This is a genomic window from Pseudomonas sp. RW407, from assembly GCF_003176655.1.
Lineage (GTDB): Bacteria > Pseudomonadota > Gammaproteobacteria > Pseudomonadales > Pseudomonadaceae > Pseudomonas > Pseudomonas delhiensis.
Map to the genome: position 1 here is coordinate 81,815 of NZ_QGSL01000107.1, position 10,503 is coordinate 92,317.

The 10,503-nt window shown below is 68.9% G+C and carries 11 protein-coding genes; 9 read left to right on the plus strand and 2 right to left on the minus strand.

The annotated features are described in order from the left end of the window. Nucleotides 1–142: 142 nt before the first annotated feature. Nucleotides 143–1,069 carry a LysR substrate-binding domain-containing protein gene (locus DK254_RS24305; protein ID WP_109935904.1) on the minus strand — a complete coding sequence of 309 codons (927 nt, stop codon included), beginning with the start codon at nucleotides 1,067–1,069 and terminating at the stop codon, nucleotides 143–145. A gap of 135 nt (nucleotides 1,070–1,204) precedes the next feature. Here DK254_RS24305 and DK254_RS24310 point away from each other — a divergent pair, with 135 nt between their 5' ends. Further along, nucleotides 1,205–2,506 (plus strand): FAD-binding oxidoreductase, encoded by a 1,302-nt coding sequence (locus tag DK254_RS24310; RefSeq protein ID WP_109935905.1) that lies wholly within the window; start codon nucleotides 1,205–1,207, stop codon nucleotides 2,504–2,506. A gap of 43 nt (nucleotides 2,507–2,549) precedes the next feature. Then, on the plus strand, nucleotides 2,550–3,638 hold the full coding sequence (locus DK254_RS24315; protein ID WP_109935906.1) for a polyamine ABC transporter substrate-binding protein: 1,089 nt from the start codon (nucleotides 2,550–2,552) through the stop codon (nucleotides 3,636–3,638). Between the two features lie 82 nt (nucleotides 3,639–3,720). Here DK254_RS24315 and DK254_RS24320 read toward each other — a convergent pair whose 3' ends face one another. Then, entirely contained in the window at nucleotides 3,721–4,491 is a 771-nt protein-coding gene (locus tag DK254_RS24320) for a hypothetical protein (protein ID WP_158546437.1), read from the minus strand. A gap of 279 nt (nucleotides 4,492–4,770) precedes the next feature. On the opposite strand from DK254_RS24320, the gene DK254_RS24325 reads away from it, so the two are divergent. The 7 genes from DK254_RS24325 to DK254_RS24355 all read left to right on the plus strand — a co-directional run. Next, on the plus strand, nucleotides 4,771–5,751 hold the full coding sequence (locus DK254_RS24325) for a quinone oxidoreductase (protein WP_109935908.1): 981 nt from the start codon (nucleotides 4,771–4,773) through the stop codon (nucleotides 5,749–5,751). Nucleotides 5,752–5,761: 10 nt separating this feature from the next. Next, nucleotides 5,762–6,610, plus strand: a complete 849-nt coding sequence (locus tag DK254_RS24330; protein ID WP_109935909.1) for a TauD/TfdA family dioxygenase — start codon at nucleotides 5,762–5,764, stop codon at nucleotides 6,608–6,610. A 53-nt stretch (nucleotides 6,611–6,663) separates the two neighbouring features. Then, nucleotides 6,664–7,716: a 3-keto-5-aminohexanoate cleavage protein gene (locus DK254_RS24335; RefSeq protein WP_109935910.1), complete on the plus strand. Its 1,053-nt coding sequence runs from the start codon at nucleotides 6,664–6,666 to the stop codon at nucleotides 7,714–7,716. 79 nt (nucleotides 7,717–7,795) lie between these two features. Further along, nucleotides 7,796–9,082, plus strand: a complete 1,287-nt coding sequence (locus tag DK254_RS24340; RefSeq protein WP_109935911.1) for an MFS transporter — start codon at nucleotides 7,796–7,798, stop codon at nucleotides 9,080–9,082. Beyond that, nucleotides 9,076–9,741 (plus strand): DsbA family protein, encoded by a 666-nt coding sequence (locus tag DK254_RS24345; protein WP_109935912.1) that lies wholly within the window; start codon nucleotides 9,076–9,078, stop codon nucleotides 9,739–9,741. The genes DK254_RS24340 and DK254_RS24345 overlap by 7 nt, the downstream gene beginning before the upstream one ends. Next, nucleotides 9,738–10,070 (plus strand): Rieske 2Fe-2S domain-containing protein, encoded by a 333-nt coding sequence (locus tag DK254_RS24350; protein ID WP_109935913.1) that lies wholly within the window; start codon nucleotides 9,738–9,740, stop codon nucleotides 10,068–10,070. The genes DK254_RS24345 and DK254_RS24350 overlap by 4 nt, the downstream gene beginning before the upstream one ends. Beyond that, nucleotides 10,067–10,503: putative sulfate exporter family transporter (locus DK254_RS24355; RefSeq protein ID WP_177412126.1), on the plus strand; the 437-nt coding region annotated here is incomplete at its 3' end. The genes DK254_RS24350 and DK254_RS24355, both read left to right, overlap by 4 nt.

Consider the following 10,503-nt stretch of genomic DNA (forward strand, 5'->3'; position numbering starts at 1 on the left):
AGGGGGTAGGCGTATATGCGAATAATTATCATCTCAATAAATGGCGGCAAGCGCCAGTGAGGGTGGGTGGCAGGCGCACCCACCAGGTTTTTTCGCAGCTGGGGCCGTCCACTTGGCCCCGGAACGACATGGGCACGCCGGGTCAGCCGGCCCGATCCCCCTGCGCCTGCCCCGTCGTCTGTTCGAGCTGCTCCTCGAACCAGTTCAGCACGGCCTGGCACGCGGGGTGTTTCACGCCGCTGTCGCGTAGCCAGAGCGCGTACACGCCACCGGTTCGCAGGGCCTCGCCGAAGGGGACGACCAGGTCGCCGCGCGCCAGGGCGTCGTGGGCCAGGACCTTGTCGGTCATGGCCACGCCCAGGCCCCGGGCCGCGGCGTCCAGCGCCAGGTCGTCGAGGTTGAAGAGGATGTGCTTGTAGCTGCGCTCGGCCAGGTCCTGCTGGGCCTGCAGCCAGAGCGTCCATTCGTGGCGGCCGGTGGAGCCGTGGATCAGGGCGTGGCCGGCCAGTTCGTCGAGCGAGCGTGGCGGCGCCAGGCCGCCGCTGAGCTGCGGGGCGCAGACGGGGATCAGGTATTCGTCGAACAGCGGCGTCAGCGGGCGCTCGTCCAGGCCGCCGGGCAGGTAGAGCACGTAGGCGTCGCAGTCGCCGCCGGTGTCCACCGTCTCGCCGCTGACGGTCTCGATGGACAGGCACAGGCCGGGGTTGACGGCATAGAACGAGCTCAGCCTGGGCAGCAGCCAGCGCACCGCCAGCGACACGAAGATGCGGATGCGGAACGGCCGGTCCTGGGGCGGCGGCGCTAGGCGCTGCTCCAGTGCGCGCAATGCCTTGAGCATCTCCCGGGCGACCTCGTACACCTCCCGCCCGTGGGCGGTCAGCGCCACCTTGCGGCTGGTGCGTTCGAACAGCGCCGTCTGGTAGTGCTCCTCGAGCTGCTGCACCTGCCGGCTGATGGCGCTCTGGGTCAGGTGCAGCTGCCGGGCGGCTTCGGTGAAGTTGCTGGTATCGGCGACCCGAACCAGGGCCTGCAGCGCCTGCAGCGAGGGAACGCGAAGCATGTTATCCATGCGAATTCCGAATGGATGGATGAATTTTTAACGTTAGAACCTGGCCATGTCTGCCCGTAAATTAAGGCCATGCGGCGCATTCATGGGGTTATTGCCAATAACGCCTGCGCATCGATTGTGAAGGAGTGAAAGGCAATGAACAACCACTGCGGCTGGATCGCGCTGGCCGGCGAATCTCCCGTGCGGCCGCGCCTGGAAGGCGCCCACAAGGCCGACTGGCTGATCATCGGCGGCGGCATCACCGGCCTCTCGGCGGCGCATGCCCTGGCGAGCCGCTTCCCGTCGCAGCGCATCGTCCTGCTCGACCGCCAGCGGGTTGCCCAGGGCGCCTCCGCGCGCAACTCCGGCTTCGTGGTCAGCCACGAGCTGCCCGGCGCCGGCGAATTGATCGGCGCCCCGGGGTTCGCCGCCTACCAGGTGGCTTCGCGCATCGGCGCCGAGGCCGGCAAGGAGGTGCGCCGACGCATCGCCGAGCTGGGCATAGCCTGTGAACTCAGCGACGACGGCTACCACTTCGCGGTGCATGAGCCGGCGCACCTGCAGCAGGCCGAACGGGCCGTGGAAACCCTGCAGGCGGTCGGCGCCCAGGCGCGCTATTTCGAGGGCGATGCCCTGCAGAAGCGCCTGGGCACGGCGTTCTATGCCCGGGCCATCCATTGCGCCGGGGGCAACGGGCTGCTGCAGCCGGCGCGCTACGTCAAAGGCCTGGCCGACAGCCTGCCGGAACAGGTGGCGGTGCATGAAAACAGCGCCGTGACCGACCTGCGGCGCCTGCCGGGCCGGGGCTGGAAGGCGCGCACCTCGGTCGGCGAGGTGGAGGCCGCGCAGGTCCTGGTCTGCGTCGGCGCCTTCCTGCCGCGGGTGGGGCTGTGGCGCAGCGGCACCTTCGCGCTGGAACTGAGCGCCAGCATCACCCGCCCGCTGACCGAAGAACACTGGCAGTCGCTGTTCGACGAGCAGGGCTGGGGCGTGCTCTCGACCCTGCCGGGCGGCTGCACCCTGCGCCTGCTGCCGGGGCGCCGCCTGATGATTCGCAACACCGTCGAGTACCGCCAGCGCGACCTCGACGCCGGCGAACTGGCCGTGCGCCAAGGCGAGCACCTGCGGGGGCTGCAGAAGCGCTTCCCGGGTATCCAGGCGCAGGACCTCGAATACACCTGGACCGGCCACCTGAGCGGCACCCGCTCCGGCGAACCCTATTTCGCCCGGGTCGACGAGGGGCTGCACGCGGTCGCCGGCTGCAACGGCTCCGGTGTCGCCCGCGGCACCCTGTGGGGCCGCCTGCTGGTGGAGATGGCCAGCGGCATCGACTCACCCCTGCTCGGCGACGTGCTCAGCCAGGCCCGGCCCGGCTACCTGCCGCCCAGGCCCTTCTTCGACATCGGCGCCAGCGTGCGCATGGCCTGGGAAGTCCACCGGGCGAGAAACGAACGCTGACCCCGCGATTCACAGGCCACAGCCAAAACAAGAGAGGAAGCAGATGATCAAGCGCACCTGTGCCGCCATGTTCTCGATGGCGTTGCTCGCCGGCACCGCCCAGGCGGAGGAAACCGTCAACATCGCCAACTGGAGCGGCTACATCGCCGACGACACCCTGGCCACGTTCACCCAGCGTACCGGCATCAAGCCCACCTACGACGTCATCGACAGCAACGAGACCACCGAAGCCAAGCTGATGACCGGCGGCAGCGGCTACGACCTGGTCAGCCCGTCCAGCCACTTCCTGCCGCGCCTGATCAAGGCCGGCGCCATCCAGGCGCTGGACAAGAGCAAGCTGCCCAACTGGAACAACCTCGATCCCAAGGTGATGCAGATCCTCGCGGCCAGCGACCCGGGCAACCAGTACGCGATCCCCTACATGTGGGTGACGGTGGGCATCGGCTACAACGCCGACAAGGTCAAGGCAATCTTCGGCAATACCGACGTGACCCAGTCCTGGCAGTTGCTGTTCGACCCGCAGAACATCAAGAAGCTCAGCCAGTGCGGCGTGGCCTTCCTCGACAACCCGACGCAGATCGTCTCCATCACCCTCAAGGTCCTGGGCCTGGACCCGCACAGCCAGAACCCCGAGGACCTGAAGAAGGCCGAGGCGGCGCTGCTGGCCATCCGCCCCTACATCCGCTACTTCCACCAGTCCAAGTACGTCAGCGACCTGGCCAACGGCAACATCTGCGTGGCCATCGGCTTCAGCGGCGACGTGCTGCAGGCCATGAGCAGCGCGCACCAGGCGGGGAACGGCATGAACCTGGGCTACAGCATCCCGCGCGAGGGCTCCACCGTGGCGATCGACACCGTGGTGATCCCCAGGGACGCGCCGCACCTGGCCAACGCCTACGCCTACATGAACTACCTGCTCGAGCCCAAGGTAATCGCCAACATCAGCAACGCGGTGAAATACCCCAACGGCAACGCCGCCGCGCTGCAGTACGTCGACCCGGCGCTGCGCGACAGCCCGGCGGTCTACCCGCCGAAGGAAGTCCTCGACAGCCTGTTCCCGATCCAGACCCTGTCGCCGGCCGGCATGCGCCTGAGCACGCGGCTGTGGACGCGGGTGACCAGCGGCAAGTGACGGGGCCCCGCAGCACCGGGCATGGCGGCTGAAACCAGGCCGCCATGCGCCGCGTTGCCCAGCTACGGTTACGGGTACTCACCTACATGGACTGCCGCAGGTCCATCAATGCCTGCTGGCTCACCTGCAGGGCGCCTTCGTGGGGGCGGTCGAGGTCTGCGATCAGTCCGATGACGATGGAGAAGGTCAGCGCCACCGCCACCTCGGCGAGCGAGCGGCTCGTGCGCGAGAGGCCGGCGTGGTAGCCCATGGCGGCGAGCGACAGGACGGCCACCGCGAGCAGCGCCACCCAGATGGCGCCGGGAATGCGGTTCCTCACATCGGCGGTCACCCGTTTCGCGTGCAGGTCGATCACCTCGTTGAGCGACTGGACGAAGAGGCCCAGGACAATCGACGTGGGGTGTGCTTCGCCGAGGGCCGTGGTCTGTGCCCACAGTTGGGTGTGCAACTGCTCCGAGCGGAGTATGCCCGCGGCGATGGTGCCCGAGCGCACGGCCTCCAGGCGCACGTCCACGTACTCGCGCAGCAGTGCCCGGATTTCCTCGCGCCGCTCGGGAAGCAGCCCGGCGCGCAGGTAGGTCGTGCCAATGGCGTTGGCCTCGTCGAGGACGACCTGCCGGCGCGTATCGAAGCGTTCGGCCGCCAGGCCGAAAGTGAAGGCGAGAATGAAGGCCAGCAAGCCGAGGGTGGCCCCGACCATCGCGCCGACGGCCGATTCCTTTTCATCCTCCGAGCGGCTGCGCCAGTACCTGCCCAGACGGTAGCCGGCCTCGACGGAAAGCAGGACGAGGAGCAGGATGGTGACGAACAGCCCCCAGAGGGGGAGCGCGTCGAGGGGGCCGCCACTTTGCATCGCCAGTTCTCCTGACACAGGGACGTATCGACCGCGCGCCGCTTCCTGGCCGCCAACGGTGAAATGAGCAGCGCCCTTGAGCGCCTGCGTACAGTGAAATGCTAGCAGCCGGCGGTGAGGCGGCGAGGGGCCTGCGGTCGGCTCGACAGCTGGCTTCATGCCCCTGTCATGAAATGCGAATTGCCTGTCGTGCCATGTGAAGCAGCCAGCAGGCCCCCTGCCTAGAGTCCGGTCCATGGGCGAGTGCCCAGCAGAACAATGCAGACTGGAGAATCCGGCATGGCCAAGGCCGTACGCTTTTACGAGACAGGGGGCCCCGAGGTACTTCGCTTCGAGGAGGTGGAGGTCGGCGACCCCGGCCCCGGGCAGGTGCGCATCCGCCACGTGGCGGTGGGCCTGAACTACGCGGACACCTATTTCCGCAACGGCACCTACCCGGTGCCGCTGCCCTCGGGCATGGGCGTGGAGGCCGCCGGGGTGGTGGTGGCGGTGGGCGAGGGCGTGGCCAACGTGGCGCCCGGCGACCGCGTCACCTACACCGGCTTCGTCAACACCCTCGGTGCCTACGCCACCGAGCGCCTGGTGCCGGCCGCGCCGCTGATCCGCCTGCCGGAGAACATCGCCTTCGAGACCGCCGCGGCCATGACCATGCGCGGCCTCACCTCGGCCTACCTGCTGCGCCGCATCCACTACTTCGAGCCGGGCGACAGCGTGCTGCTGCACGCGGCGGCCGGCGGCGTCGGCCTAATCGTCGCGCAGTGGGCCAGGCTGCTGGGGCTGAACGTGATCGGCACCGTGTCCAGCGCGGCCAAGGCCCAGATCGCCTATGACCACGGTTGCGCCCACGTCATCAACTACGCCGAGGAAGACGTCGCCAGCCGCGTGCGCGAGCTGACCGACGGCCGCGGCGTCGACGTGGTCTTCGACAGCGTCGGCAAGGACACCTTCATGGCCTCGCTGGATTCGCTCAAGCGCCGCGGCCTGATGGTCTGCGTCGGCACCGCCTCCGGGCCGATCCCGGCCTTCGACCCGGTGCTGCTGGCGATGAAGGGCTCGCTGTTCCTCACCCGCCCGGCGCTGGCCGACTACATCGCCGACCCGCTGGAGAAGCAGGCGCTGCTGGACGAGCTGTTCGGCCACGTCGGCAACGGCGACATCCGCATCGAGATCAACCAGCACTACGCGCTGGAGGACGCCGTGCAGGCGCACCGCGACCTGGAAGCGCGCAAGACCACCGGTTCATCCATCTTCGTCATCTGAGGGCCTGGCCATGCACGTGGAACGACTGACCTGCAGCATCGGCGCCGAAATCTCCGGGGTGAACCTGGGCGACGCCTCACGGGACGCCGACCTGTTCGCCGAGATCCGCCGCCTGCTGCTCGAACACAAGGTGCTGTTCCTGCGCGACCAGGACATCAGCCGCGCCGAGCACGTGGCCTTCGCCCGCCGCTTCGGCGAGCTGGAGGACCACCCGGTGGCCGGCAGCGACCCGGAGCACCCGGGCCTGGTGCGCATCTACAAGAACCCCAACCAGCCCAACGACCGCTACGAGAACGCCTGGCACACCGACGCCACCTGGCGCGAGATCCCGCCCATGGGCTGCGTGCTGCGCTGCGTGGAGTGCCCGCCGGTGGGCGGCGACACCCTGTGGGCGAACATGGCCCTGGCCTATGCGAACCTGCCCGCGGAGATCAAGGAGAAGATCGCCGACCTGCGCGCGCGCCACAGCATCGAGGCGAGCTTCGGCGCGGCCATGCCGATCGACAAGCGCCTGGCGCTCAAGGCGCAGTACCCCGACGCCGAGCACCCGGTGGTGCGCACCCACCCGGAAACCGGCGAGAAGGTGCTGTTCGTCAACGCCTTCACCACCCACTTCAGCAACTACCACACCGCGCAGAACGTGCGCTTCGGCCAGGACGCCAACCCCGGCGCCGGCGACCTGCTGCGCTACCTGGTGAGCCAGGCCTACATCCCCGAGTACCAGGTGCGCTGGCGCTGGAAGAAGAACAGCGTGGCGATCTGGGACAACCGCTGCACCCAGCACTACGCAGTGATGGACTACCCGCCCTGCGTGCGCCAGATGGAGCGCGCCGGGATCATCGGCGACAAGCCGTACTGAGCCGGGCCGCGCGCCCGACGTCGATCCGACAAGAACAATCCGAGGAGACCGACATGCAATTTTTCGACGATTCCCTGCACCCGGAAAACCAGGAGAAGGTGGTCATCACCGTGGCTCCCTACGGCCCGGAATGGATGCCCGAGGACTTCCCCGAGGACATCCCGGTGACCATGGACGAGCAGGTGCAGAAGGCCGTGGACTGCTACGAGGCCGGTGCCACCGTGCTCCACCTGCACGTGCGTGAGCTGGACGGCAAGGGCTCCAAGCGCCTGTCCAAGTTCAACGAGCTGATCGCCGGCGTGCGCGAGGCGGTGCCGGAGATGATCATCCAGGTCGGTGGCTCCATCTCCTTCGCCCCGGAGGACGAGGGCGAGGCGGCCAAGTGGCTGTCCGACGACACCCGGCACATGCTCGCCGAGCTGACGCCCAAGCCGGACCAGGTGACGGTGGCGATCAACACCACCCAGATGAACATCATGGAGCTGCTCTACCCGGAATACCTGGCGGGCACCTCCCTGGCCAACCCGGCGTACCAGGCGGCCTACAGCGAGATGACCGTGCCCGCCGGCCCGGCCTGGGTCGAGGAGCACCTCAAGCGCCTGCAGGCGAACGATATCCAGCCGCACTTCCAGCTGACCGGCATGCACGCCCTGGAAACCCTCGAGCGCCTGGTGCGCAAGGGCGTCTACAAGGGCCCGCTGAACCTGACCTGGATCGGCATCGGCGGTGGCTTCGACGGCCCCAACCCGTTCAACTTCATGAACTTCGTGCACCGCGCACCCGATGGCGCCTGCGTCACCGCCGAGTCGCTGCTGAAGAACGTGCTGCCGTTCAACATGATCGCCATGGCCATGGGCCTGCACCCGCGCTGCGGCATCGAGGACACCATCATCGACCAGCACGGCCAGCGCATGACCTCGGTGGAGCAGATCCAGCAGTGCGTGCGCGTCGCCCACGAACTGGGCCGCGAAGTCGCCGACGGCCGCGAGGCACGGGCGATCTACCGCATCGGCGTACAGTACGAGAGCATCGAGGAAACCCTGCGCATGAACGGCATGGCGCCGAACCGCGTGCCGGGTCAGAAAGGCGTGCCGCAACGCGCCTGAGCAGTGCCGGCCGGGGCCCGCGCCCCGGCCGCCGTCCATTACAACAACAAGAAACCATCTCGTCTGGAGAGGTAGCGCCATGGCCATCCACTCCGTCGCCCTGGGCGACATTCCCGCCACCGAACCCAGCGTGTCGCGCCGATACGCCTGGGTGGTGTTCGCCTTGACCTTCGGCCTGCTGATCTCCGACTACATGTCGCGCCAGGTGCTCAATGCGGTGTTCCCGCTGCTCAAGACCGAGTGGGCGCTGAGCGATGCGCAGCTGGGCCTGCTCAGCGGCATAGTGGCGGTGATGGTCGGCGTGCTGACCTTCCCGCTGTCGCTGCTGGCCGACCGCTGGGGGCGGGTGCGCAGCCTGGTGCTGATGGCCATGCTCTGGAGCCTGGCCACCCTCGGCTGCGCCCTGGCCGAGAACTTCCCGCAGATGTTCGCCGCGCGCTTCCTGGTGGGCGTGGGCGAGGCGGCCTACGGCAGCGTCGGCATCGCCGTGGTGATCTCGGTGTTCCCCGCGCACCTGCGCGCGACCCTGACCGGCGCCTTCATGGCCGGCGGCATGTTCGGCTCGGTGCTGGGCATGGGCCTGGGCGGCGTGCTGGCAGCGCACCTGGGCTGGCGCTGGGCATTCGCCGGCATGGCGCTGTTCGGCCTGCTGCTGGCCCTGGCCTACCCGTTGCTGGTCAACGACAAGCGCATCGGCCATGTGCGCACCACCTCGGGCACGCGCAGCGGGCATTCGCTGAAGAGCCTGTTCGCCAGCCGCTCGGTGGTCAGCGCCTACATCGGCAGTGGCCTGCAGCTGTTCGTCGGCGCTGCGGTGATGGTCTGGCTGCCCAGCTACCTGAACCGCTACTACCACATGGGCACCGACCGCGCCGGCATGGTCTCGGGCCTGGTGGTGCTGGTCGGCGGCACCGGCATGGTGCTTTGCGGCATCCTCTGCGACCGCCTGGGGCGCACCGCGCCGCAGCGCAAGATCGTCCTGGCCATCGCCTTCTGCGTGATCAGCTGCCTGCTGCTGTCGGTCGCCTTCCGCCTGCCGCCGGGTGCCGTGCAGCTGAGCCTGATCGCCCTGGCCATGCTGGTCGCCACCGGCACGTCCGGGCCGGCCGGGGCCATGGTCGCCAACCTGACCCACGCCGCCGTGCACGGCACCGCCTTCGCCACCCTGACCCTGGTCAACAACCTCCTGGGCCTGGCTCCGGGCCCGCTGCTCACCGGCGTGCTGGCCGACCACCTGGGGCTGGACCGGGCCTTCCAGCTGATACCGCTGATCAGCGTCGCCGCGGCCCTGGTGTTCTGCTACGCCTACCGCCACTACCCGGCCGACATCCAGCGCCTGCGGGGCGGGGAGGGCGCAGCATGCTGAACCTGCAACTGGAGATGACCTTCGACTTCATCTGCCCCTGGTGCCTGATCGGCAAGCGCAACCTGGATACGGTGCTGCGCGCGTTCGCCCAGCAGCGCCCGGAGGTTCGCGTCAACCTTTCCTGGCTGGGCCTGCAACTGCTGCCGCAGGTGCCGATGCAGGGCGAGCCCTTCGCCGAGTTCTACCTGCGCCGCCTGGGCGGCAAGCGCGCGGTGCGCGCGCGGCAGGCCGAGGTGCGCAACGCGGCGCGCAAGGCCGGGGTCGACATCGAGCTGGAGCGCATCCGCGTCATGCCCAACACCACCTACGCGCACCGGGTGTTCCAGCGCGCGGCCCAGGTCGGTACGCCGGTACAACTGGAGTGCCTGCTGGAACAGCTGTTCCGCGCGCACTTCGTGCTGGGCGACGACCTTGGCCAAACCGATTCGCTGCGGCGCATCCTGCGCGCCTGCGGCTACCAGACCGGTGACTTCGAGCAGGCACTGACGGAGGGAGCACGCTATTTTATCGGCCGCCGGGTGGGGTTGGCCGATTCAAGCGTACCGCTGTTCCTGCTCGAAGGCCGGCCCTTCGCCCTCGGCGCCCAGCCGCCGGAGCAACTGCTGGCGGCCCTGTCGCGCGCCGTGGAACGCAAGCACCAGGCGGAGGCAGGGGCATGAGCAACCTGGCCGTGCCCGCCGGGCAACTGCCGGGGGAGGGCGGGCGGCGCCTGTTCTTCCTCGACGGGCGCGGCGTGCTGCTGTTCAACGTCGAAGGCGAGTACTACGCCATCGACGACAGTTGCCCCCACGCCGGCGCCTCGCTGTTCTCCGGCAAGCTGCAGGGCCGCTGGCTGCAATGCCCGGCCCACGGCCTGCGCTTCGACCTGGCCACGGGCTGCGCCGCCGGGGTGGCCGGGTTCGGCGTGCGCCGCCACGCCATCGAATGGGACGGCGACACCTGCATCGTCGTGATTTCCGATTCCGAGCCCGAGGAGCTTCCCGCATGAGCGCCACCGCCATCGCTGCGCTGGGTACGCGCAGCCGTACCCTGCTGCCCGGCCTGCTGGTCAGCGCCATGGTCGCCGCCGCGGCCACCTTCCTGTCCGAGCACTACGGCGCGCCGGTGATGCTCTTCGCCCTGCTGCTGGGGCTGGCACTGAACTTCCTCTCCGCCGACGGCACCTGCAAGGCCGGCATCGAGTTCACCGCCCGCGAGGTGCTGCGCCTGGGCGTGGCGCTGCTGGGCATCCGCATCACCCTCGGGCAGATCGCCGCGCTCGGCTGGCAACCGGTGGCGATGGTGGTCGTGCTGGTGGTCGTGACCATCCTGGTGTCCATCGCCGCCGCCCGCGCCATGGGCTTCAACAGCCTGTTCGGCCTGCTTTCCGGAGGCGCCACCGCGATCTGCGGGGCCTCGGCGGCACTGGCGCTGGCGGCGGC